The sequence below is a fragment of the Streptomyces griseorubiginosus genome (assembly GCF_036345115.1).
GTDB lineage: Bacteria > Actinomycetota > Actinomycetes > Streptomycetales > Streptomycetaceae > Streptomyces > Streptomyces griseorubiginosus_C.
In genome coordinates this window covers 4,007,005-4,027,759 of sequence record NZ_CP107766.1, presented here as the reverse complement: position 1 = coordinate 4,027,759, position 20,755 = coordinate 4,007,005, and the positions used below count along the sequence as shown (strand labels likewise).

Annotated in this window: 22 protein-coding genes; 10 read left to right on the top strand and 12 right to left on the bottom strand. The window is 70.2% G+C overall.

What is annotated here, in order from left to right; all coding sequences use genetic code 11:
* Nucleotides 1–41: 41 nt before the first annotated feature.
* The 3 genes from OHN19_RS18075 to OHN19_RS18065 all read right to left on the bottom strand — a co-directional run bounded on the left by OHN19_RS18075 (nt 42) and on the right by OHN19_RS18065 (nt 3,257).
* Complete coding sequence (locus OHN19_RS18075) at nt 42–1,289, bottom strand: DUF2637 domain-containing protein (RefSeq protein WP_330265173.1); 1,248 nt, start codon at nt 1,287–1,289, stop codon at nt 42–44.
* A 104-nt stretch (nt 1,290–1,393) separates the two neighbouring features.
* On the bottom strand, nt 1,394–2,299 hold the full coding sequence (locus OHN19_RS18070) for a DUF3558 domain-containing protein (RefSeq protein WP_330265172.1): 906 nt from the start codon (nt 2,297–2,299) through the stop codon (nt 1,394–1,396).
* A 133-nt stretch (nt 2,300–2,432) separates the two neighbouring features.
* Nucleotides 2,433–3,257: a DUF3558 domain-containing protein gene (locus OHN19_RS18065; RefSeq protein ID WP_330265171.1), complete on the bottom strand. Its 825-nt coding sequence runs from the start codon at nt 3,255–3,257 to the stop codon at nt 2,433–2,435.
* A gap of 205 nt (nt 3,258–3,462) precedes the next feature.
* Here OHN19_RS18065 and OHN19_RS18060 point away from each other — a divergent pair, with 205 nt between their 5' ends.
* Nucleotides 3,463–4,656, top strand: coding sequence for an RtcB family protein (locus OHN19_RS18060; RefSeq protein WP_330265170.1), 1,194 nt, complete (start codon nt 3,463–3,465; stop codon nt 4,654–4,656).
* A gap of 38 nt (nt 4,657–4,694) precedes the next feature.
* Here the strand turns inward: OHN19_RS18060 and OHN19_RS18055 are convergent, their stop codons facing one another.
* From OHN19_RS18055 to OHN19_RS18045, 3 genes are all read right to left on the bottom strand, one after another.
* Nucleotides 4,695–5,525, bottom strand: coding sequence for an LAGLIDADG family homing endonuclease (locus OHN19_RS18055; RefSeq protein WP_330265169.1), 831 nt, complete (start codon nt 5,523–5,525; stop codon nt 4,695–4,697).
* Between the two features lie 156 nt (nt 5,526–5,681).
* Nucleotides 5,682–5,816: a hypothetical protein gene (locus tag OHN19_RS18050; RefSeq protein WP_258318921.1), complete on the bottom strand. Its 135-nt coding sequence runs from the start codon at nt 5,814–5,816 to the stop codon at nt 5,682–5,684.
* The gene (locus tag OHN19_RS18045; RefSeq protein ID WP_330265168.1) at nt 5,813–6,577 is read right to left on the bottom strand and encodes an SDR family NAD(P)-dependent oxidoreductase; all 765 of its coding nucleotides are present in this window, start codon (nt 6,575–6,577) and stop codon (nt 5,813–5,815) included. The genes OHN19_RS18050 and OHN19_RS18045 overlap by 4 nt, the downstream gene beginning before the upstream one ends.
* 137 nt (nt 6,578–6,714) lie before the next feature.
* Here OHN19_RS18045 and OHN19_RS18040 point away from each other — a divergent pair, with 137 nt between their 5' ends.
* Nucleotides 6,715–7,149 carry an ester cyclase gene (locus tag OHN19_RS18040; protein WP_330265167.1) on the top strand — a complete coding sequence of 145 codons (435 nt, stop codon included), beginning with the start codon at nt 6,715–6,717 and terminating at the stop codon, nt 7,147–7,149.
* Between the two features lie 9 nt (nt 7,150–7,158).
* Here OHN19_RS18040 and OHN19_RS18035 read toward each other — a convergent pair whose 3' ends face one another.
* Entirely contained in the window at nt 7,159–7,494 is a 336-nt protein-coding gene (locus OHN19_RS18035) for a YnfA family protein (RefSeq protein ID WP_330265166.1), read from the bottom strand.
* Between the two features lie 130 nt (nt 7,495–7,624).
* Here OHN19_RS18035 and OHN19_RS18030 point away from each other — a divergent pair, with 130 nt between their 5' ends.
* Nucleotides 7,625–8,098 carry a hypothetical protein gene (locus tag OHN19_RS18030; protein WP_330265165.1) on the top strand — a complete coding sequence of 158 codons (474 nt, stop codon included), beginning with the start codon at nt 7,625–7,627 and terminating at the stop codon, nt 8,096–8,098.
* A 43-nt stretch (nt 8,099–8,141) separates the two neighbouring features.
* On the opposite strand, the gene OHN19_RS18025 is transcribed toward OHN19_RS18030, so the two are convergent.
* A complete protein-coding gene (locus OHN19_RS18025; protein WP_330265164.1) occupies nt 8,142–8,543 on the bottom strand; it encodes a helix-turn-helix domain-containing protein in 402 nt (133 codons plus the stop codon).
* Between the two features lie 125 nt (nt 8,544–8,668).
* On the opposite strand from OHN19_RS18025, the gene OHN19_RS18020 reads away from it, so the two are divergent.
* The 5 genes from OHN19_RS18020 (at nt 8,669) to OHN19_RS18000 (ending at nt 13,652) form a co-directional block, all read left to right on the top strand.
* Nucleotides 8,669–9,553 (top strand): NADP-dependent oxidoreductase, encoded by an 885-nt coding sequence (locus OHN19_RS18020; RefSeq protein WP_330265163.1) that lies wholly within the window; start codon nt 8,669–8,671, stop codon nt 9,551–9,553.
* A gap of 174 nt (nt 9,554–9,727) precedes the next feature.
* On the top strand, nt 9,728–10,819 hold the full coding sequence (locus OHN19_RS18015; protein ID WP_330265162.1) for an LLM class flavin-dependent oxidoreductase: 1,092 nt from the start codon (nt 9,728–9,730) through the stop codon (nt 10,817–10,819).
* Nucleotides 10,816–11,427 carry an FMN reductase gene (locus OHN19_RS18010; RefSeq protein WP_330265161.1) on the top strand — a complete coding sequence of 204 codons (612 nt, stop codon included), beginning with the start codon at nt 10,816–10,818 and terminating at the stop codon, nt 11,425–11,427. Before OHN19_RS18015 ends, OHN19_RS18010 begins: the two co-directional genes overlap by 4 nt.
* 74 nt (nt 11,428–11,501) lie before the next feature.
* Nucleotides 11,502–12,227 (top strand): response regulator transcription factor, encoded by a 726-nt coding sequence (locus tag OHN19_RS18005; protein ID WP_381305370.1) that lies wholly within the window; start codon nt 11,502–11,504, stop codon nt 12,225–12,227.
* Nucleotides 12,228–13,652: a HAMP domain-containing sensor histidine kinase gene (locus OHN19_RS18000; RefSeq protein WP_330265160.1), complete on the top strand. Its 1,425-nt coding sequence runs from the start codon at nt 12,228–12,230 to the stop codon at nt 13,650–13,652.
* A 91-nt stretch (nt 13,653–13,743) separates the two neighbouring features.
* Here OHN19_RS18000 and OHN19_RS17995 read toward each other — a convergent pair whose 3' ends face one another.
* The 4 genes from OHN19_RS17995 to OHN19_RS17980 all read right to left on the bottom strand — a co-directional run bounded on the left by OHN19_RS17995 (nt 13,744) and on the right by OHN19_RS17980 (nt 18,910).
* A complete protein-coding gene (locus OHN19_RS17995) occupies nt 13,744–15,093 on the bottom strand; it encodes a histidine-type phosphatase (protein WP_330265159.1) in 1,350 nt (449 codons plus the stop codon).
* Between the two features lie 190 nt (nt 15,094–15,283).
* Entirely contained in the window at nt 15,284–16,144 is an 861-nt protein-coding gene (locus tag OHN19_RS17990; RefSeq protein ID WP_330265158.1) for a PaaX family transcriptional regulator C-terminal domain-containing protein, read from the bottom strand.
* A gap of 52 nt (nt 16,145–16,196) precedes the next feature.
* Nucleotides 16,197–17,570: an alpha/beta hydrolase family protein gene (locus tag OHN19_RS17985; RefSeq protein WP_330265157.1), complete on the bottom strand. Its 1,374-nt coding sequence runs from the start codon at nt 17,568–17,570 to the stop codon at nt 16,197–16,199.
* Complete coding sequence (locus tag OHN19_RS17980) at nt 17,567–18,910, bottom strand: MFS transporter (RefSeq protein WP_330265156.1); 1,344 nt, start codon at nt 18,908–18,910, stop codon at nt 17,567–17,569. Before OHN19_RS17980 ends, OHN19_RS17985 begins: the two co-directional genes overlap by 4 nt.
* 149 nt (nt 18,911–19,059) lie before the next feature.
* Here OHN19_RS17980 and OHN19_RS17975 point away from each other — a divergent pair, with 149 nt between their 5' ends.
* Nucleotides 19,060–19,698: an RNA polymerase sigma factor gene (locus OHN19_RS17975; protein ID WP_330265155.1), complete on the top strand. Its 639-nt coding sequence runs from the start codon at nt 19,060–19,062 to the stop codon at nt 19,696–19,698.
* Nucleotides 19,695–20,744, top strand: coding sequence for a CU044_5270 family protein (locus tag OHN19_RS17970; protein ID WP_330265154.1), 1,050 nt, complete (start codon nt 19,695–19,697; stop codon nt 20,742–20,744). Before OHN19_RS17975 ends, OHN19_RS17970 begins: the two co-directional genes overlap by 4 nt.
* Nucleotides 20,745–20,755: the final 11 nt, after the last annotated feature.

Below are 20,755 nucleotides of genomic sequence, written 5' to 3'. Positions count from 1 at the left end.
CACAGCGGAGGGCCCCTTCTCATGTCCTTGTGCGATTGTCCTTATGCGATGTGGTCTTCCTGGAGCTCCGCCGTGTGGCGGTTCGTGAAGCGGTTGACCATGCGCTCGGCGTCGCGCTGCGAGAGCACCACGCCGTGCGTCGCCTCCACGTCACCCCTGAGCTGGCCGGGGGAAGGGTAGCTGCCGTCTATCGCCTTCTTGAAGACCTGGTAGAAGTCGTCCTCCGTCGGCTCCGGGGAGCCGCCGCCCTCGCCCAGCTCGCGGGTGCGGCCGTTGGCCACCGGGACGGGGAAACTGCCGGTCTCCTCCATCGACGGCTCCTGCACAGGCTCCTCGTACTGGATCTGCTGCAACTCGTACTGCTCTGCCTCGAGTTGTTCCTCGTACCAGCGGTTGTACTGCTCGGCGGGGTCGTAGTCGGGGTTGTAGCCGCCCTGGTACTCGACCTGCTTGGGGGTCTCGAACCACGGGCTCTGGTCCGGTTCCGGCTCGGGCTCCGGAGCGGCCTGCTGCGGGACGGGAGCCGCCACGGCCGGACGGCTGTCCGCGGCTACGACCGGCGCGGCGGCCGGGAGTTCGGCGTGCTCCGGAGCCGGAGGCAGCAGCACCGGCTCGATACCCGCCGCCGCCAGGCCCGCCGGGGCCGTCTCCGCCAGCGGGACGCCGTAGCGGGCCAGCCGCAGCGGCATCAGGGACTCCACCGGGGCCTTGCGGCGCCATGCCCGGCCGAAGCGGGAGTGGAGACGCGCCCGGTAGACGAGACGTTCCTGCTCCAGCTTGATGACCTGCTCGTAGGAGCGCAGCTCCCACAGCTTCATACGGCGCCACAGCAGGAACGTCGGGACGGGGGAGAGGAGCCACCGGGTCAGGCGGACCCCCTCCATGTGCTTGTCCGCCGTGATGTCGGCGATACGGCCCACCGCGTGCCGGGCCGCCTCCACCGAGACCACGAACAGCACCGGGATCACCGCGTGCATGCCCACGCCCAGCGGGTCCGGCCAGGCCGCCGCGCCGTTGAAGGCGATCGTGGCGGCCGTCAGCAGCCAGGCCGTCTGACGCAGGAGGGGGAAGGGGATACGGATCCACGTGAGGAGCAGATCCAGGGCCAGCAGGACACAGATGCCCGCGTCGATGCCGATCGGGAAGACGTAACTGAAGTTCCCGAAGCCCTTTTTGATGGCGAGCTCACGGACGGCCGCGTACGACCCCGCGAAGCCGATGCCGGCGATGATCACGGCGCCGAACACGACCACGCCTATGAGCACGCGGTGCATTCGAGTCAGCTGCATGGGCGCGGCCACCCGTACTCCCCTCCCTGTGCGTGTTGTTGCGCGCAACAGAGTGGCACATATGTGCTGCGCACGGATGGCCGGTACGGGCCGTCAGTACTGCTTCAGCTCGTCTTCGCGGCCGACTTGGACGGAGATGCCGACTTCGAGGCCGACTTCGACGGGGAAGCGGACGGGGAGGCCGACTTCGACGGGGCCCTGGACGGGTCCTTGGACGCCGAACCGGTCGGAGCCGGGTTCGCCGCTCCCTCGCCGTTCGCCGCCGACACCGCGGCCACCGTCTCCTTCGCCGCCCGCTCCGCGAGCTTGCCGAGCTCGTCCGCGCTCGGCGTCTTGTCGCCGGCCAGACCCGCGCCGTTGTAGTCGACGGTCACCACGACGTTCTCCACGCGCGTGACCACCGTCTGCTGCTTGAAGGCGCCTTCCTTCTTCTTCAGGTCGTAGCGCACCAGCGTCGCCGCGTCACCCGTCCCGCCCACCGCCTGCGACTTGGTGTTCTTCGCACCGGCCACCGACTGGGCGTCCTGGATCTGCTGCTCGTAGTACTTCGCCGCCTGCGCCTCACCCGTACCGCGCGAGGTGTCCGACTCGAAGCGCAGCAGCGACACGTTCAGCCAGCGGAACTGGGAGCCCTTCACCCCGTTGTTGTCGAGGCTGCTCCAGGAGCAACTGCCCCGCGTGCCCGCCTCCGACGTGCCCTTCTTGCCCTTCGAGGCCTCCGGGGCCAGTGCCTTCAAGGTCTTCTTCGACAGCGTCCCGCACGCGTCGGGAAGCGAGTTGTACGCCGCAGCCTGCACCGTGGGCGCCGCCGAAGCCGACGCCGAGGCGCCGCTGTCCGCGCCCTTGCCGCTGTTCGAACCGCTGCCGCTGCCGCTGTCACCGCCGGAGCCGGAGTCGGAGGAGCAGCCGGCGGCGATCAGCATCACCGGGACTGCGGCCGCGCAGACAAGGACGCGGTGAAGACGCTTCGCTCGCTGAACAACCTGGTCACGCTCTGCTCGTCGCTGCATGGTTCCTTCACTCATGACGCTTGTGGTTCCTGCCGTCGGATCGGGTCCGAGGGGCCACGGTACGCGGTGAGGATGCCGTGCGGTCCAGCTTCGAACGCTTCGTGCGCGTGCGTGAGAGGTGTGTGAAGAGCGCTCAACCGGACAGCGACCCGTCCAGCTGAGAGGCCAGTTTCCGGGCGTTGTCCTGCATTTCCTTGCTGTCCGGAGTGACGCCGATCGTCGTCGGCTGCTCCTCGTACTCGATCGTCACGATCACGTTGGACGTGCGGAACGCCACAGTCACCTTGCGCTGCTGGGCCGTCGAACCCGAGTTGCCCAACGCGTCGTCCAGGAACGCCTCGTCACCCAGATCGTCCAGCAGCCGGGGCTGGAGATCGGCCGGGGTGACGGAGGACGAACTGCTCGCAGAGGCGGACGCGGAACCGCTCGGCGTGGCCGACGGGGAGGCCGTGGGACCGGCGGCGGTGACGCTCTCCTCCACGTCCGAGGTGGCACTGGCGGTCGCCGCGGGCGGCAGATCCGCCTTCTCCTCGGCCTGCGCGAACAACTGCTGCGCCTGAGCGTCGTCGCTGACCGCGTTGTCGTACGACACCACCCGCTCGAAGTCGACCGAGAGGTACTCGGTGGCGTCCGCGGCCTCCACCTTCCAACGGCAGCCGACCTTGCGGTCCGTGTCGTAGGTGAGGGTGGCCTCGCCCTCGTAGGCCTTGGCGCGCTGGTCCTCGTCGGTGATCTGCTGGATACCGGGCAGCAGCGCGTCCAGGGTGCTCTGGCTGACCACGCCGCAGGCCTCGGGGAGGGTGCGGTACTTGCCGGGCTGGGCGACCGCGGAGGCGGTGCCCGCGTCGCCGGGGTTGGCGTCGTCCGTCGTGCCGTCGCCGCCCGAGCTGCCGGTGCAGCCGGCCAACAGCGCCGCGAGGAGGGCGGCGACGCCGGGTACGTAGGCCTTCCGCTGCACGGTGGGGCTCCTCTCGGAATGTCTCCGACTCGTGGGGATCTTCAGTGTCCCCGCAGGTTATTCGCTTGCCGCGCGGGGGCGTCCCCAGCAGACAATGTGTATCGCACGCACAGCCGCGAACGCCGGTCCGTCATCCCATTCGTCGACCTTGGCGCCGGTTTTGCGCTATGAGACTTCTGTTTGTTTCCGGGGGAATGAGGACGATATGTCGTACGTGGAGATGCCGGGCGCCAAGGTCCCGATCCGTATGTGGACCGACCCGGCGACGGTCGAGGACGTGGCCCTGCAGCAGCTGCGCAACGTCGCGACCCTGCCGTGGATCAAGGGCCTGGCCGTCATGCCGGACGTCCACTACGGCAAGGGGGCGACGGTCGGGTCCGTCATCGCGATGCAGGGCGCGGTGTGCCCGGCGGCGGTGGGGGTGGACATCGGCTGCGGAATGTCGGCGGTGAAGACGTCCCTGACGGCGAACGACCTGCCGGGGGATCTGTCGCGGCTGCGGTCGAAGATCGAGCAGGCCATTCCGGTGGGGCGGGGGATGCATGACGATCCGGTGGATCCGGGGCGGCTGCATGGTTTCGGTACCGCCGGGTGGGACGGCTTCTGGGGGCGGTTCGACGGGGTTGCGGATGCGGTGAAGTTCCGGGGGGAGCGGGCCGCCAAGCAGATGGGGACGCTTGGCGGGGGAAATCACTACATCGAACTGTTGTTTGATTCCGAGGGTTCGGTATGGCTCACGCTGCACTCCGGTTCCCGGAACATCGGCAAGGAACTGGCGGAGTATCACATTGGGGTTGCCCAGAGGCTGCCGCACAACCAGGGCCTGGTCGACCGCGATCTCGCTGTCTTCGTCTCGGACACTCCTCAGATGGCGGCGTACCGAAATGACCTGTACTGGGCCCAGGAGTACGCCAGGTACAACCGAACGATCATGATGGCGCTCCTGAAGGACGTGGTCCGCAAGGAGTTCAAGAAGGCGAAGCCGACCTTCGAGCCGGAGATCTCCTGCCACCATAACTATGTGATGGAGGAGCGCTACGAGGGCATGGATCTTCTGGTCACTCGTAAGGGAGCCATTCGAGCAGGTTCGGGTGAGTACGGGATCATTCCTGGCTCCATGGGCACCAGCTCGTACATCGTGAAAGGGCTCGGAAACGAGAAGGCCTTCAACTCGGCTTCCCACGGGGCGGGTCGGCGTATGAGCCGGAACGCTGCCAAGAGGCGGTTCACGACGCGTGACCTGGAGGAGCAGACGCGGGGCGTGGAGTGCCGTAAGGACTCGGGCGTCGTGGACGAGATCCCGGGCGCCTACAAGAACATCGACCAGGTGATGGATCAGCAGCGCGACCTTGTCGAGGTCGTGGCGAAGCTGAAGCAGTTCGTCTGTGTGAAGGGCTGAGCAAGAGGCCCCCGGCGGGACCGGGGGCCTTGCTTGTGTCAGTGATTGCTTGGCGTCAGAATCCGGCTGTTGCGGAGTCGCCATCGGCGCATCCTGCAACTCTGCTCGCTGCGGCCGAGTTTCTCGGCCACTGCCACGACGTCGTCCGACTGAAGTAGCACCTGGTCTTCGGCTGCCGTCCAGCGCTTTGAGTGCACGATCCGCATGTCGTACGGGCGGGTCCAGGAGGCGATTGCTTCCGCCCTTACCTGCTTACGTCCGAGAGACAGGCAGCCCGGGTAGTACAAATCAGCGGCCAGGATCTGAGCGGCTTCTTTCTCGTAGATGATGTTGTAGACGCCGTCGCGTGCGTTGCGATTGGGCATCCGCTCCACGCCGGTGATCTCCTTTGCGTAGGCGCGTAGGTGGGCAGCGATCGCCGTGCTCGACGTGGTCAGAGAGATGAAGGGAATGCCCTGGTCCACGCGGCCGATCGAGCCGTCGGCGTCGATGAGTCCTCGCAAATAGTCCCGACCGGAGAAACCGACGGATGGTGGAGCGATCTGCCGAGACTTGCGGCCGTATGGCAGGCCGAGATTGTTGAGTTTCGTACGGGCCTCAAGGGAGCACAGGGTCCACACCGCCGTGGTGTGGTGTTTAGCGAAGTTCGTGGTCCGGGTGCGCTCGGTGACGCTGCTGTTGTAGGGCGTCAGGTACTTGAACCGGTACAGCAGGTCGATGTCGCGAGAGTTGAGTTCGACGCTCAGGCGTCCCTTCTGTCCAACGCCCTGGTAGAGGTGCCCGTCCGCCTGCAAGAAGCCGAACATGTAGGCGTACTCGGGGACCGTGAGGTCCATGAAGCGGTGGGGTTTAGGCTCGCAGTCAGCCATGCGGAAGCTGTTCCTTCCGTGCTGGTCAGGCCCTCGGTCGGGTTGCCGCCCTGCCGAGGGCCGTTCTGTTGATGTTGTGGCGGGAGCCTAGGTCGCCAGTTCAGGGGGCGTTCGGGTGATCGAAGAGGTTCATCCCTATGGGTGACCGTGAGACGTTCACTTCGGTGCGTGCATTGCCGCGTAGATCATGACGAACGCCACGATGTGGATGCCGAAGAGGAAGTAGGCGAGCCACCACCACATGTGGCGTTCGTCGTGGGGGTCTTTCCTGTCCTTCTCGGGTCCGGTCACAGGTCGCGGTGGACCTTCGTGTTCGAGGCCTGCGCGCGGGGGCGGAGGACCAGGAGGTCTACGTTGACGTGGCTGGGGCGGGTTACCGTCCAGGTGATGGTGTCGGCCACGTCGTCGGCCGTGAGGGGTTCCGCTACGCCCTCGTAGACCTTGGATGCCTTTGTCTCGTCGCCGCCGAAGCGGGTCAGGGCGAACTCGTCGGTCTTGACCATGCCGGGGGCGATCTCGATCACGCGGATCGGCTTGCCCACGATCTCCAGGCGGAGGGTCTCCGCCAGCACGTGTTCGCCGTGCTTCGCGGCCACGTAACCCGCGCCGCCCTCGTACGTGCCGTGGCCGGCCGTCGAGGAGACGACCACGATCGTGCCGTCGCCGCTCGCCTCCAGCTTGGGGAGCAGGGCCTGGGTGACGTTCAGGGTGCCGATGACGTTCGTCTCGTACATCGTGCGCCAGTCGGCCGGGTCGCCGGTGGCGACCGGGTCGGCGCCGAGGGCTCCGCCGGCGTTGTTGACCAGGACGCCGATCGTCTTGAAGGCCGTCGCGAACTCGTCCACCGCGGCCCGGTCGGTCACGTCCAGCGGGTAGGCCGTGGCCTGGTGGCCGGCCGCGTTGATCTCCTCCGCGAGCGCCTCGACACGGTCCTTGCGGCGGGCGGTGAGGACGACGCGGTAGCCGGCCGCGGCGAGCTGCCGGGCCGTGGCGGCGCCGATTCCGCTGCTCGCACCGGTGACGACGGCGATGCGGGACGCTGCGCTGGGCATGGGGTGCTCCTCGGACGGGGGACGATCTGGCCTCGCCGGCCAGCATAGGCAGGCGCCCGGTGTCCCTCTCCGGCGGTCCGTATCGCGGGCTGGTGGGAAGATGAGGTGGGTGATCCTCTGAACCACGGAGGTGGATCATGGGAGAAGCGCGTGAGGTCATGGACCGGCTCACCGATGCGCTCACCACGCACCCGGACCTGAAGGTCATCGCCGAGCTGTACGCGGAGGACGCGGTCGCCGTCACCCCCGACGAGGGGGAGATCCACGGGCGCGAGGACATCGTCGAGTACTGGCGGCAGATGACGGAGGCGGTCCCGAACGCCAGGTTCGAGTCGCTGCACTCCTACGAGGCCGGGGACACGGCCATCGACGAGGGCGTGTTCAGCGGGCGCAACACCGGGCCGATCCAGTTGCCGACCGGGGAGACGCTGCCCGCGACGCAGAAGGAGATCAGCATCCGGGGAGTCGACATCGCGACGGTCAGGGACGGTCGGATCACCGACTACCGGCTCTACTTCGACGAGATGGAGTTCCTCGGGCAGCTCGGACTGCTGCCCGACGAGACGCCGTGACGCGGGGGCCTAGTCTCCTCGCGGCGCGTACATGATCACCGCCATGCCCGCGAGGCAGATCAGCGCGCCCGCGATGTCCCAGCGGTCGGGGCGGTAGCCGTCCGCGGCCATGCCCCACAGGATCGAGCCGGCCACGAAGATCCCGCCGTACGCGGCGAGGATGCGGCCGAAGTGGGCGTCGGGCTGGAAGGTGGCGACGAAGCCGTAGGCGCCGAGAGCGAGGACTCCGCCCGCGGTCCACATCCAGCCGCGGTGCTCCCGTACGCCCTGCCACACCAGCCAGGCGCCGCCGATCTCGAAGAGGGCGGCGACGACGAAGAGGGCGGCGGAGCGGGCTACGAGCATGCGGTTCAGCTTCGCATGCCTCGTGGCGGGCGGTGGTGTCACCTGATGGAGGGCGCCTGCCGGTCGCCGTTCGTGGGATACATCCATGCGACCACGGCGGTTCGGGCGGCGGCAGCGAGGAGTGGGTGGCATGCGGGTGGTTGCGGTGTGCGGTGCGGCGGTGGCGGTGCTGGTGGGTGGGGGTACGGCGGTCGGGGGTACGGCGGTCGCTGCCGGTGGGCCCGAGGCGGATCTGGCGTATCACGGGGTCGCGGCCCTGTCCGGCGGGCGGATGGACCTGCGGTTCACGCCGCGGAACCACGGGCCGGCTGCCGTACCGGACGCGACGGTGCGATTGCGGTGGTCCGAGCCGCTGGTGGAACAGCAGGCGTTGCCCGACGGGTGTGCCCGGGAGGCGGAGCGGGTGGTGTTGTGCCGGGTGGGAGCGCTCGCGGCGGACGCGGTGGGGGAGCGGGTGGAGATGCGGGTGGGGTTGCGGGGGGTGCCGTCGGAGGTGCTGCTGGAGATCGACACGGTGTGGAACGGGGGGACGGTGGATCTGAACCGGGTCAATGACCGGCAGCGGGTGTTGGTGCTGGACAGTGGGGACGAGTACTACTTCTGACGGACGGGGTCCGCTTTCCCTCGGTGGGTCAGGTGAGCCTGTCTCACTCCGCTGAGGTGTCGTAGCGCTCCCTTGCCTCGTGGACCTCTTCGATGTGGGTTTCCGCCCAGGTCTTCACCGCTGTCAGGAGGGCCGCGAGGCTGCTGCCGAGGGGGGTGAGGGCGTAGTCGACCCTGACCGGGACCGATGGGGTGACCGTGCGGCTGAGGATGCCGTCCCGTTCCAGGGCGCGGAGGGTCTGGGTGAGCATCTTGGGGCTGACGCCGGCGATCTTGCGGCTGAGGTCGCTGTAGCGCATGGGGCCGTTGGAGAGGGCCGCGACGACGAGGCTGACCCACTTGTCGCTGAGGCGGTCCAGGAGCTGGTTGGTGGGGCAGCCCCGGATGAACGCGTCGTACTCCACTCGTGCCTGCTCGCGCCGCTGGGCCGCCGTCGTGGTCGGCATGGCTCACCTCCGGGGGACAAACGCACTTCCAGGTAACTACTTACTGAAAGAGAGTAGCTCTTCCTAGGGTTGCTGTCAGCGGCGGAGATGCCGGCGCTGACAGTGATCAATGGGGAGTGATCGACATGCGTGCTGCTGTGGTGAGGGCGTTCGGCGGGCCCGAGGCCGTGGAGGTCGTGGAGACCGCGGTGCCCGAGCCGGGGGCCCGGCAGATACGGATCAAGGTCGCCGGTGCCGCGCTGAACCCGGTGGACCTGGGGGTCCGGGGCGGGTTCTTCGGCGGGGACAAGGAGCTCGGGCTCGGCTGGGACGTCGCGGGGACCGTGGACGCGGTGGGGGCGGACGCTCCCTGGAGCGTGGGGGACCAGGTGGTGGCGCTCTACCACGGGCTGACGAAGGACCTGGGGACGCACGCCGAGTACGTGGTCGTCGACGCGGACGCGGTGGCCGAGGCGCCGGTCACGGTCGACGCGATCCACGCGGCGACGCTGCCGCTGAACGCGCTGACCGCCGTACAGGCCCTGGACATCCTGGAGTTGACCGAGGGGCAGTCGCTGCTCGTCGCGGGTGCGGCGGGTGCGGTCGGTGGCTTCGCGGTGCAACTCGCCGCGCGGCGGGGGGTGTCGGTGACCGGGCTGGCCCGGGAGGGGGACGAGGAGTTCGTACGGTCCCTGGGGGCCGCGGAGTTCACGACCGCGCCGCGCGCCGGGGGCTATGACGCCGTACTGGACACGGCGGTGCTCGGGGAGGCTGCGCTGGAGTGGGTGCGGGACGGCGGTGCCTATGTGGGGGTGCGGCCGGGGGCGCATCCCGGGTCGGTGCGCGGGGTGCGGACGGCGTCCGTGTCGGTGGCGGCGGACGGGGCGCAGCTTGCCGAGCTGGTGGGGCTGGTGGACGAGGGGGTGCTGACGCTGCGGGTGGCCGAGACGTATGCGCTGGACGCGGTGGCCGAGGCGCACGCGCGGTTGGAGAAGGGTGGGGTGCGGGGGCGGCTTGTGCTGGTTCCCTGAGCCGTCGGGTGGTTTGGCGGGGCTGGTCGCGCCCACGCGGCGGAGCCGCAAATCGACACAGCCCCGCGCCCCTGAGTGGGTCTTCTGGGCCCGTGGGAATAGGGGCCCCGGCGTCTTCGTTCTCCAGGCGTGCGGTTATAGTTTAACCGTCAACTAACTGGAGGGTGAGCGAGCATGCAGTTCGGGATCTTCAGCGTCGGTGATGTCACGCCGGACCCGACCACCGGCCGTACGCCGACCGAACGCGAGCGGATCAAGGCCATGGTCGCGATCGCGCTGAAGGCGGAGGAGGTCGGGCTCGACGTCTTCGCGACCGGGGAGCACCACAACCCGCCGTTCGTGCCGTCGTCGCCGACGACCATGCTCGGGTACATCGCGGCGCAGACGGAGAAGCTCATCCTCTCCACCTCCACCACCCTCATCACCACGAACGACCCGGTGAAGATCGCCGAGGACTTCGCGATGCTCCAGCACCTGGCCGACGGGCGCGTCGATCTGATGATGGGGCGCGGGAACACCGGGCCGGTCTACCCGTGGTTCGGGCAGGACATCCGGGAGGGCATCAACCTCGCCATCGAGAACTACGCCCTGCTGCGCCGGCTGTGGCGCGAGGACGTCGTGAACTGGGAGGGGAAGTTCCGCACCCCGCTCCAGGGGTTCACCTCCACGCCCCGGCCGCTCGACGGCGTCGCGCCCTTCGTGTGGCACGGCTCCATCCGCTCCCCCGAGATCGCCGAGCAGGCCGCCTACTACGGCGACGGGTTCTTCCACAACAACATCTTCTGGCCCGCCGACCACACCAAGCGGATGGTCGAGCTGTACCGCAGCCGGTACGCCCACTACGGGCACGGCACGGCGGAGCAGGCGATCGTCGGGCTCGGTGGGCAGGTGTTCATGCGGAAGAACTCCCAGGACGCGGTCCGCGAGTTCCGGCCCTACTTCGACGTCGCCCCGGTCTACGGCCACGGCCCCTCCCTGGAGGACTTCACCGAGCAGACCCCGCTGACCGTCGGCTCCCCGGAGCAGGTCATCGAGAAGACGCTGAAGTTCCGCGAGTACGCCGGCGACTACCAGCGCCAGCTGTTCCTCGTAGACCACGCCGGGCTGCCGCTGAAGACCGTCCTGGAGCAGCTCGACATGCTCGGCGAGGAGGTCGTACCGGTGCTGCGCAAGGAGTTCGCGGTGAACCGGCCGGCCGACGTCCCGGAGGCCCCCACCCACGCGTCCCTGCTGGCCGCCACGCAGAACAAGGAGGTCGTCGCATGAAGCTCGTCGTCGTGTCCGCGGGGCTGAGCGTCCCCTCGTCCACCCGCCTGCTGGGAGACCGGCTCGCGGCGGCCGTGGGACGGACCGCCGAGGTGGACGTCCAGGTCGTGGAGCTGCGGGAGCTCGCCGTCGACATCGCGCACAACTTCACCAACGGCTTCGCGGGCCGGGCGCTGAGCGCCGCCCTCGACGCGGTGACCGGGGCGGACGGGCTGATCGTCGTCACGCCGGTGTTCTCGGCGTCGTACAGCGGACTCTTCAAGTCCTTCTTCGACGTGCTGGAGCCGGACGCGCTGGCCGGGAAGCCGGTGCTGATCGCCGCGACCGGCGGCACCGCCCGGCACTCGCTGGTCCTGGAGCACGCCCTGCGGCCGCTCTTCGCCTACCTGAAGGCCGTCGTCGTGCCGACCGGCGTGTACGCCGCCTCCGAGGACTGGGGCGCGGAAGGGCTGGACGGGCGGATCGAGCGGGCGGCCGGGGAGCTGGCCGGGCTGATGAGCGGGCTGTCGGCGGTCCGCGGGGCCACCGCCCGGCCCTCCACGGCGGACGGCTTCGAGGACGTCGTGCCCTTCGAGGAGCGGCTCGCCGCGTTGCGTCCGACGGGGTGAGAGGCCAGTAAGAAGGGCGCCGGGTGAGCTGCTCATCACGTCGTACGACTCGGCGGGCACGGCACACTGAGGGGGTGCCCCACAATGTGCTGCTCGCCGAAGACGACCGCGCCATCCGTCATGCCCTGGAGCGCGCCCTGATCCTGGAGGGCTACCAGGTCACCGCGGTCGCCGACGGGGTGGAGGCGCTGGCGCAGGCCCACAGGACGCCGCCGGACGTGCTCGTCCTCGACGTGATGATGCCCGGGATCGACGGGCTCCAGGTCTGCCGGGTGCTGCGCGCCGAGGGCGACCGCACCCCCATCCTCATGCTGACGGCGCTCGTGGAGACCCAGGACCGGATCGCCGGTCTGGACGCGGGCGCCGACGACTACGTGGTGAAGCCCTTCGACGTCGAGGAGGTCTTCGCCCGGCTGCGCGCCCTGCTGCGGCGGACCAGCCCCGACGGGATGGCCCCGGTCGGCGCCGCGCCCAAGGCCGTGGTGCCCGAGCTGCCCCAGGGGCGGATCGAGGCGGCCGGACTGCGCATGGACATCCAGGCGCGGCGGGCCTGGCGCGGGACCCGCGAGCTGGAGCTGACCCGCACCGAGTTCGAGCTGCTGGAGCTGCTCGTGCGCAACGCCGGGATCGTGCTCGACCACTCGACGATCTACGACCGCATCTGGGGCTACGACTTCGGGCCGGGCTCCAAGAACCTCGCCGTCTACGTCGGCTACCTGCGGCGCAAGCTCGACGAACCCGGCGCGCCCCAGCTGATCCACACGGTGCGCGGCGTGGGTTACGTGCTCCGGGAGGACTGAGTGGGGCGGCTGGCTCGGCTGTGGGCCCGGCCGCGGCCCCGGTTGCTGTCCCTGCGGACCACGTTCGTGGTGTCCTTCGCCGCGGTGACGGCCGCGGTGACCGTCCTCGTCGGCGTGCTGTCCTACAGCGCCGCCGCCCGTCTGGTGCGGGTGGACCAGGAGTCCGTGTTCGACCAGGTCGTGCAGGATCTGCGGGACGAGGTGAGCCAGCACCGGATGGCCCCGGAGGACTTCTCCTCCTCGGCGCCCGGGCACGACCTGGTGCGGCCCGCCCGGACGGACGTGCAGGTGCTCGGGCCCACCGGGGCGGTCGCCGACCCCGGGCGGCCGGGACTCCCGGTGACCTCCCGGGACCGGCGCATCGCGGGCGCGGACCTCGCCGGGCGGATGGTGCTGCACAAGGAGGTCTCGGTCGGCAGCGACGTGTACCGGATCGCCACCGTCTCCCTCGGCGGGAGCCGGGGGGCCGTGCAGGTCGCCCAGGAGTTCAGCGACACCGAGGATCTGCTGCGGGCGCTCCAGCAGCGGACGTTCCTGCTCATGGCCGCGGTGGTGATCGGGGCCGGGCTGTTCGGATGGTGGCTGGCCCGGCGGATCACCCGGCGGCTGGTGATCCTCACCTCCGCCGCGGAGGACGTGGCCCGCACCCGGCGGCTGGAGATCGAGGTGCCGGTCACCGGGTACGACGAGGTGGGACGCCTCGGGCGGGCCTTCGACCGGATGCTCGGGCGGCTCGCGCAGTCCGAGGAGGACCAGCGGCGGCTGGTGCAGGACGCGGGGCACGAGCTGCGGACACCGCTCACCTCGCTGCGCACGAACATCTCGCTGCTGCGCCGGATCGACGAGCTGCCGCCCGCCACCCGCGAGGAACTCGTCGCCGACCTCACCCAGGAGGCGCGGGAGCTGACCGACCTGGTCAACGAGCTGGTCGACCTCGCCGCGGGGCAGTCGGACAACGAACCGCCGCAGCGGGTGGATCTCGCGGACGTCGCCGAGGAGGTCGCCGGGGCGGCCCGGCGGCGGACCGGTCGGGAGATCCTGGTGCACGCGAGCGGTTCGACGGTGACGGACGGGCGGCCGGGGATGCTGCAACGGGCGGTGTCCAACCTGGTCGAGAACGCGGCCAAGTTCGACCGGGACGGAAGCGCCCCGATCGAGATCTCGGTGTCCGGGTTCACGCTCGCGGGGCCGGTGCGGGTGGAGGTGCTGGACCGGGGGCCGGGGATCGCGGACGCCGATCTCGTGCGGGTCTTCGACCGCTTCTACCGGGCCGCGGACGCCCGGTCGCTGCCGGGGTCGGGTCTTGGGCTGTCGATCGTGCGGGAAGTGGCCCTGTCGCACGGGGGAGCGCCGTTCGCGTTCCCCCGGGACGGGGGTGGGACCGTGATCGGGTTCACGGTCGGCGGGCATGCCTCCGGCGGTTGAGCGGTTGAGCGGTTAGCGGTTGAGCGGGGGTTCGGTCGTGTGAAGGTGCGGGGTTGGTGGGGGCGGGCGTTTCGCGCAGTTCCCCGCGCCCCTAAAGGCGCCTGCCGAAGCAGCGTTCCAGTTCGTTCAGGTCGTAGAACTTGCTGTCCTTGGAGACCGGGCGGCAGCTCTGCTTGAAGGGGGTCTCCTTCTCGTTGTAGAGCATGCGGACCAGGTAGGTGGTGCCCTTGCGGTACACGTCCCACTGGATGTTCGCGCCGAGGGGGGCCACCGAGGCGCCCCGCCACGGGTTGGTGGCGTACGTGTACGGCGCGGCGGTCGTGACGCCCTGGGTGCTGCCCGGCAGGCCCATCAGGGCGGCCAGCGGGATGATCTCCTCGGCGTGGGTGAAGCGGAGTTCGGCGCCCAGGTCGCTGGTGCCGGCGCGCTTGGCCTCGACCTGCCGGAAGAAGTCGTCGAGCAGGACGTCCGCCATCCTGTAGGTGATGTCGCTGTCCTGGAAGCCGGGGCCCTTCTCGTAGAAGTCCTCGGCGTCGCTGAGGTAGCCGAACCAGTCCGCGTCCCGCTTCGAGAGGAACCTCTCCAGGCCCCAGCCCCTGCCGCCCGGGCTCTCCTCGCGCATCGCGGGGGCGATCGCGTACAGGTTGTAGACCGCCTGGGCCGCGGCCACCTGGTCGTCGGCGGAGAGCGTGTCGACGAAGGACGTACGGAAGAGCTTCCTCAGTACGCTGCAGGCTGCGCTGTGGGTCCTCGGCTGGTCGGTGATGCTCTTCAGGGTGTCCGCGAGGCGCTGGTCGTCGGCGAGGTAGTCGCGGTACGCCTTGCCGCCGGCCGCCTTGTGGAAGTAGAGCCGGTCGACGTCCGTGCGGGTCGGGCCGATGAGCGGCTTGAGCGCCGGGTCCTTCTCGGCGAGGGTGCCGGCGTAGATGTTCGCGCTGTCCACGGCGCGGCCCTGGCCCGAGCTGACCACGTCGATCCTCTCGCCCTTCTTCGCGATCGTGGCGAAGAGGCCCGGCAGTCGGCGGGCGAGGCGGGTCGCGGTGTCCGCCAGCTCCTGCTTGCCGCGGCCGCTGAGGTCGCCGTAGCCGACCCCGCTCATCGCCGCCTGGAGCGCCCGCACCTTCGGGCCGAACGCGCGGCCTTTCGCGGTGAGTCCGTTCGCGGCCCGCGCCTTCTCGACGAGGGCGAGGACCAGGTCGCCGTCCTCGCTGTCGGTCGCGGCGCGGGAGCCGTGCCGGGAGACGTTCTCCGTGAAGACGGGGACGAATCCGGCGGGGGCCTGCTGGTAGGTGCGGGGGTTCTGCCGGGGCTGGTAGGGAGCCTTCGTCCCGTAGCCGGTGCTGTCGCCGCGGTGCTCCGGCACGGCCTGGGCGGGGAGGGCGGCGGCGGTGAGGAGCACGGCGAGGCCGGCGGTGGCCAGGACTGGGATGACACGTCTCATGCGCGCATCGTTGGCGAGGGATGTGAACCAGGGGTGACGGCGGGGCGGCGGCCCGGCTGCGGAGTGCACCGGCCAGGGTCAAGAACCGCGCAGGTCAGAGAGGAGAGGGGGCGCCGTCTCCGGGTGAGGGTGCGGGTGCGTGGGGGCGGGCGTTTTGCGCAGTTCCCCGCGCCCCTGGAATGTCTAGCCGCTAGATCACCTGTTCCGGCACCCCGCGCAGTGGGGTCGTCTCCAGCGTCGTGCGGGCCGCCTTCAGGGCCGGGTGGGTCTGTTCCGCGACGGCGTAGAAGGTCTCCTGGGCGGTGCGGGCCGGCCAGGCGGGGGGCAGGTGGCGGGCCGGGAGGCGTGGGTCGGTGCGGATGGTCCACAGCCACTCGCTGACCAGGCGCAGGCGGGTGCCGATCGGGTCGTCGTCCGGGGCCTGGCCCAGCCGGTCGCTCCAGCGTTTGTCGAAGGTGACATAGCGGGCCGCGATGGACTCCAGGTCCCACGTGTCGCGGATCATCTGCTCGATGTCGGTCACCTCGGCGGCCCGCGCGTGGAAGATCTTGACGTGCGCGGTCAGGCCCAGCTCGGCGACCACCGCGGAGACGTCCACCTCACCGGGGGCGATCCACAGTCCGCTGTACAGGGCGCCGAACCCGGACCAGGTGAGCCGGGAGCGCAGGTCGTGACGCTGGCGCTTCCAGGAGTCGGGCAGCGAGAAGCCGAGCAGGGTCCAGGAGCCGTCCCAGTCGTCGTTGACGGCGCCCTGCTTCCAGATGCGGGTGCGCCCGTCGATCAGGACGCGGGTGGCCTGCGGGGTCAGTCCGAAGAACATCTTGCGGCCCTCGCGCTGCCGCTGGAGCAGACCCCGGTTCACCATGCGGGTCAGGGTGGAGCGCACCGCCTGTTCCCCTACGCCGACCCGGCCCAGGACGTCGATGATGCTGCCCGAGTAGACGCCCAGGTCGCCCTCCTCCAGGACGTGGTTGCCGAAGAAGGTGAGCATGAGCGACTGCGGGCGCGGTTGCGGTCCGTCCGCGGTGTCCTGGATGTCGTAGTCCTCCACGGGGGCAAGAGTACGACCGCCCGCCGACCGTGCGGCAGGCGGTCGTACGAGGTCATCGGCGGTCGGCGGGGTGGGCAAGGTCGTACGGGCGCAGGTAGGGGGTGGGGCGGTACGAGACGTAGCGGGTGGGGGTGGTGGGGTCGGCCGTGGTGGCGCGGGCGTTGAGGGACGCCGGGTCGGTGCCCTGCCAGCGGCCGGTGTCCAGGCGGTCCTCCAGGGTGTGGAGGGCGGCGAGTTGTTCGGCGGTGCTGAAGGTGCAGTGGCCGGCGTTGTCGACGTACGCCTGGCGGAGCAGGGGGGCCGAACCGGCCGCTGTGACCGCCCGCTTCAGCGCGCTCTCCGTCTGGACCGGGACCAACGGGTCGCCGATGGTGTGGATGGAGAGCTGGGGCTTGGCCAGCTCGCCGGTGAAGGAGCTCGTGCCGCTCATCCACGCCACGGCCTTCTGGTCCGCCTTGATGCGCGGGGCCCGGTTGAGGGCGGCGAGGTCCTTCTTCAGTGAGAGACCGGCCTTCTTGTAGAGCTCGGTGACCTCCTTGCGGACGGAGGACTCGGCGAGCAGGCGGGTGTAGTCGACGCCGGTGTTCCAGGACATGTTGCCGCTCGCGCGGACCTCGGCCTCCTGGCGCCGGTTGAAGGCGGCGATCTTCAGCAGGCCCTTGACGGCGTCGTACTGGTTGGCCTGCTGGGCGTCCCAGTCGGTGGCGGCGGGGCGGGTCTGGGTGGGCGCGTTCCAGACCGGGATGTTGTGGAGGGCGGCCGCCAGGGCGATCCGGGCGCGGCCCTCGGCCGTCGTCTGGGCGGAGTCGACCGTGGCGGTCAGGGTGTTCGCCGCGTCGGTGGCGGCCTGCTGGGTCGGCAGGTTCACCAGGGGGACGTCGGAGCCGAGGAGCGTCTTGAGGGCGAACGCCGGGTCCAGGGTGTTGTTCCAGTTGGCGACACCGCCCTGGACCAGGCCGCACATGGAGAGCGAGCCGTCGATCTCGTCCGGGGCGCGCTCGGCGATCGCGGTGGTGACCAGGCCGCCGTACGACCGTCCCCACGCGATGGTGCGCTCGGCCTGGCCGAAGCGGCCGGTGAAGGTCTTCAGGGTGGCCAGCTGGTCGGGGACCGCGTCGGTGACCGCCCAGCCGGTGCTGGCGTACGAGGAGCCGATGAGGGCGTAACCCTGCTGGAGCAGAAGGGCCTTGGTGGCGGCGTCCGGGGCGTCCTGGGCGGGGTTGGCGGGGCCGCCGTTGTAGCCGTGGCTGAAGAGGAGGACGGTGCCGTTCCATGTGGCGGGGACGTCCATCATGTACGTGGCGCCGGAGGGGAGTTGGCCGTCCACGTGGGTCGGGTCCGTGGTGGTCGCCGCCGTGGCGGCGGGGGCGGCGGTGAGGGTGAGCAGGAAGGCCGCCGTGCAGGCGATGCGGGTGCTGTGCCTCATGCGGTGATCTCCTCCGTGTGGGGGGTGGTGGGGAGTTCGGGGGTGGGGTCCTCGCCGAGTGAGGTACGGCTGGTCTCGCGCACGAACCACACCGTCAGCGCGGTGATCAGCGAGCCGCCGCACAGCAGGAGGGCGACGGGGGTGCCGTTGCCGCTGCTCGCGACCAGGCTGCCGGCGATCATGGGGGAGAAGCCGGCGCCGACGAGGGTGGCGCCCTGGTAGCCGAGGGAGGCGCCGGTGTAGCGGACCCTGGTGCCGAACATCTCGCTGAACAGGGCGCCGAGCGGGCCGTACATCAGCGACTGGGAGATGCCGTGGCCGATGACGACGGCCAGGATCAGGGCGCCCGACGACTTGGCGTCGACCAGCGCGAGGACCGGGAAGGCGGTCGCGGCGGACAGGATCGCGCCGGTGAGGACGACCGGGCGGCGGCCGATCCGGTCCGAGAGCGCGGAGGCGCAGGGCAGCACGACCAGGGCGACCGCGGCGGAGACGGTGAGCGCGGTGAGCACCTGCGGGCGGGGATGGCCGATGCCGGTGGCGTACGAGATCAGGTAACTGGTCAGCAGGGACTGGGCGGTGAAGGCGCCGATGCCGACGCAGCAGGCCAGCAGGACGGGCTTCGGGCGGCGCAGGACGTCGAGGACGGGGAGCCTCGACTCGGCGCGGTCCTTCTTCACCTCGGCGAACAGCGGGCTCTCGACCACCTGGAGGCGGACGAACAGGCCGACGCCGAGCAGCAGCACGCTCAGCAGGAACGGCACCCGCCAACCCCAGGCCGCGAACTGGTCCTTGGGGAGGGTGGAGACCATCGCGACCACGGCGGCGGAGATCAGGGAGCCGAGCGGGGCTCCCATCTGCGTGAAGCTGGACCACAGTCCGCGGCGCTTCTCACCCGCGTGCTCCACGACCATCAGGGTCGCGCCGCCCCATTCACCGCCGATGGCGATGCCCTGGACGACGCGCAGGGTGATCAGCAGGACGGGCGCCCAGACGCCGATGGTGTCGTACGTGGGCAGCAGGCCGATGAGGAAGCTGGCGCCGCCCATCAGGCCCATGGTGAGCAGCAGCATCTTCTTGCGGCCGAGGCGGTCGCCGAAGTGTCCGAAGACGATGCCGCCGATGGGGCGGGCCACGTATCCGGCGGCGAAGGTGCCGAACGCGGCGATCGTGCCCACGGCGGGGTCGGCGCCGGGGAAGAACAGTTCGCCGAAGACGAGTGCGGCGACGGTGCCGTAGACGAGGAAGTCGTAGAACTCGACGGCGGTGCCGAGCAGGCCGGAGAGGGCGACTCGGCGGAGTTGGCGGGTGCGGTCTGATGCGGTGGGGGACGGGGGCATCGCGCTCTCCCTTGAGCGGGGGAAGGACACCGCGAAATTAGGCCGTCTGGTGACTGTCGTCAAGAAAGTGCACAACATTGATAGGCTCGCGACAGGGGAGTGTGACGTGTGTCACTGGAACTCGCTGATCCTCCGGGGCAGTTGACTGCGTGACCACAGATATGCGAACCCGGATACGGGCCGGGGATCCGGACGCCTTCGCGGAGCTCTACGACGCGTGCGCCCGCTCGGTGTACAACCACGCCTTCCGGCTGACCGCCGACTGGTCCGTGGCCGAGGACGTCATGTCGGCCACCTTCATGGAGGCCTGGCGGCGCCGGGACTCCATCGAGGCCGAAGGCGGTTCGCTGCGGCCCTGGTTGCTCGGCATCGCCACCAACGTCTCCCGCTCCCACGGCCGCGGCAACCGGCGTTACCGGGCGGCGGCGAACGCGGCGGCCGCGGCCGGGGTCGCGGAGGTGGCCGACCATGCCGAGGAGACCGCCGGACGGGTGGACGACCGGCGCCGGATCGCCGCCACGCTGACCGCGCTTGCTTCCCTACGACGCCCCGAGCGCGAGGTGCTCGTGCTGTGTCTGTGGGAGGGGCTGGAGTACGCGGAGGCCGCCCGGGCCCTGGGTGTGCCGGTAGGGACCGTCCGCTCCCGGCTGTCCCGGGCGCGCGGCCGGCTGCGGAAGCTGGCGGAGGCCGAACTGGCCCGGAAAGGACGGGAACTCGGATGGTCGAACCGGCAGATAACAGGTGATCGCGAGTACGTGATCCGGTCCGCACAGGAAGGAAACCGATGAACGCCAGCCCCTCCCAGCCGCACCCGGCCGAGTGGACGGAGACCCAGGGTCTGCTGCCCTCCGTGGAGCGGGATCTGCCGGCGGGCCGCCACCAGTTCCACAAGGAGCAGATGATGGTCCAGATCCGCGAAGACCTGCGTACGACCGCCCCGGTGCCCGCACCTCGGCCCAACCCGTTCCTGCGCCGGGCAGTGCTGCTGCCCGCGCTGGCCTGCGCCCTGGCCGGTGCGGTGGTGGGCGGTCTCGCCCTGACCGACGGCGGGGACGGGAACACCTCCCTGGCGACCGGCCCTGCGCTGACCACCCAGGTCGGTGCCGCCGACGCCAAGGGCGCCGCCCCGCTCCTCGACCACATCTCCCTGGCCGCCGCCGACACCTCCGAACCCGGAGTGCGCGAGGACCAGTTCGTCTACATCGCCTCCAAGGTCGCGAGCACCTACCCGAAGACCGTCGGCGACAAGACCACGGTGGTCAGCGAGAAGCTGCACTCCCGCCAGGTCTGGCAGTCCCCCGACGGCCGGAACGGCTGGCTGATCGAGCCCGGCAACACGGGCAAGGACGGCATCACCCTGGCCGGACCGAACCCGTTCCGATCGGCCTACGACCGGCTGGCCACACTGCCCACCGACCCCGCCGCCCTGCTGCGGAAGGTCTACCAGGAGTCGGACGCCGTCCGGGACCCCGAAGTCCCCCGTGACCAGGCCGCGTTCGTCGCCATCGGCGACATGCTGACCGAGAGCTACCCGCCCGCGAAGCTGACCGCCGCGCTCTACAAGGCCGCCGCCGACATCCCCGGGGTCGTCGCGGTGGACGACGCGGTCGACGCGGTCGGCCGCCACGGGGTCGCCGTCGCGCGGCTCGACGAGCAGAGCGGGCAGCGCACGGAGTGGATCTTCGACAAGAGGACGTACGCGTTCCTGGGGGAGCGCAGTGTGCAGGTCGAGCCGAGCGACACGTTCAAGAAGGGGACGGTGACCTTCACGGTCGCGATCACTCGGCGGGCGGTGGTGGACGAGATGAAGGAGGTGCCGGGGCAGGAGGGATGAGGGTGCGCCGG

What these genes read in the sequence shown, in the direction of transcription:
- OHN19_RS18075 (WP_330265173.1), bottom strand. Translation starts at nt 1,289, where the DNA reads ATGCAGCTGACTCGAATGCACCGCGTGCTCATAGGCGTGGTCGTGTTC.
- OHN19_RS18070 (WP_330265172.1), bottom strand. Translation starts at nt 2,299, where the DNA reads ATGCAGCGACGAGCAGAGCGTGACCAGGTTGTTCAGCGAGCGAAGCGT.
- OHN19_RS18060 (WP_330265170.1), top strand. Translation starts at nt 3,463, where the DNA reads ATGTCGTACGTGGAGATGCCGGGCGCCAAGGTCCCGATCCGTATGTGG.
- OHN19_RS18055 (WP_330265169.1), bottom strand. Translation starts at nt 5,525, where the DNA reads ATGGCTGACTGCGAGCCTAAACCCCACCGCTTCATGGACCTCACGGTC.
- OHN19_RS18045 (WP_330265168.1), bottom strand. Translation starts at nt 6,577, where the DNA reads ATGCCCAGCGCAGCGTCCCGCATCGCCGTCGTCACCGGTGCGAGCAGC.
- OHN19_RS18040 (WP_330265167.1), top strand. Translation starts at nt 6,715, where the DNA reads ATGGGAGAAGCGCGTGAGGTCATGGACCGGCTCACCGATGCGCTCACC.
- OHN19_RS18035 (WP_330265166.1), bottom strand. Translation starts at nt 7,494, where the DNA reads ATGCTCGTAGCCCGCTCCGCCGCCCTCTTCGTCGTCGCCGCCCTCTTC.
- OHN19_RS18030 (WP_330265165.1), top strand. Translation starts at nt 7,625, where the DNA reads ATGCGGGTGGTTGCGGTGTGCGGTGCGGCGGTGGCGGTGCTGGTGGGT.
- OHN19_RS18025 (WP_330265164.1), bottom strand. Translation starts at nt 8,543, where the DNA reads ATGCCGACCACGACGGCGGCCCAGCGGCGCGAGCAGGCACGAGTGGAG.
- OHN19_RS18020 (WP_330265163.1), top strand. Translation starts at nt 8,669, where the DNA reads ATGCGTGCTGCTGTGGTGAGGGCGTTCGGCGGGCCCGAGGCCGTGGAG.
- OHN19_RS18015 (WP_330265162.1), top strand. Translation starts at nt 9,728, where the DNA reads ATGCAGTTCGGGATCTTCAGCGTCGGTGATGTCACGCCGGACCCGACC.
- OHN19_RS18010 (WP_330265161.1), top strand. Translation starts at nt 10,816, where the DNA reads ATGAAGCTCGTCGTCGTGTCCGCGGGGCTGAGCGTCCCCTCGTCCACC.
- OHN19_RS17995 (WP_330265159.1), bottom strand. Translation starts at nt 15,093, where the DNA reads ATGAGACGTGTCATCCCAGTCCTGGCCACCGCCGGCCTCGCCGTGCTC.
- OHN19_RS17985 (WP_330265157.1), bottom strand. Translation starts at nt 17,570, where the DNA reads ATGAGGCACAGCACCCGCATCGCCTGCACGGCGGCCTTCCTGCTCACC.
- OHN19_RS17980 (WP_330265156.1), bottom strand. Translation starts at nt 18,910, where the DNA reads ATGCCCCCGTCCCCCACCGCATCAGACCGCACCCGCCAACTCCGCCGA.
- OHN19_RS17970 (WP_330265154.1), top strand. Translation starts at nt 19,695, where the DNA reads ATGAACGCCAGCCCCTCCCAGCCGCACCCGGCCGAGTGGACGGAGACC.